2 pseudogenes are annotated in these 423 nt (G+C 46.8%); both read right to left on the reverse strand.

Going from position 1 to position 423, the window contains the following annotated elements:
* Positions 1-189: pseudogene (locus tag ADI58_RS11470) on the reverse strand (Rpn family recombination-promoting nuclease/putative transposase); the annotation flags it as partial.
* Between the two features lie 14 nt (positions 190-203).
* Positions 204-423: pseudogene (locus tag ADI58_RS00740) on the reverse strand (flagellar assembly protein H domain protein); the annotation flags it as partial.

The following is a 423-nucleotide window of genomic DNA, read 5'->3' on the forward strand; positions in this document are numbered from 1 at the left end:
TTGACTAAACATTTTCCTGTCCTCCTCGGACCAGCTCTTATAGTCCAGCAGTTGGTATGCTTGGCTGATGGCTCGCTCAGGTTGCTGGGTAAAGGGTTTATTCCCGAAAAACTCCAACCACGGCTTGCGAACCTCGTCTTTGCTGGTTTCTCTGTATTTTCTTAATTCCAAGAACGCCATCTTGACTAGTATTGGTAATGGTCTTACAACAAGGCCTCAAACTCAGCGACTGACATACCTAATTGCTGACTTGCTATCTCGGCAGTCAGAAGACCTTGACGGACCATATCCAGAAAGGCAAAAAGTTTCCCACGTTCTAAACCTTGTTCAATACCTTCTGCACGACCACGTTCAAGACCACGTTCTAGTCCTTGTTCAAGACCTTCAGCCCTAGCAGTTTCCAAGGCATAGTCCTGTGCCAAC

Source organism: Streptococcus mitis (assembly GCF_001074635.1).
GTDB classification, from domain to species: domain Bacteria; phylum Bacillota; class Bacilli; order Lactobacillales; family Streptococcaceae; genus Streptococcus; species Streptococcus mitis_E.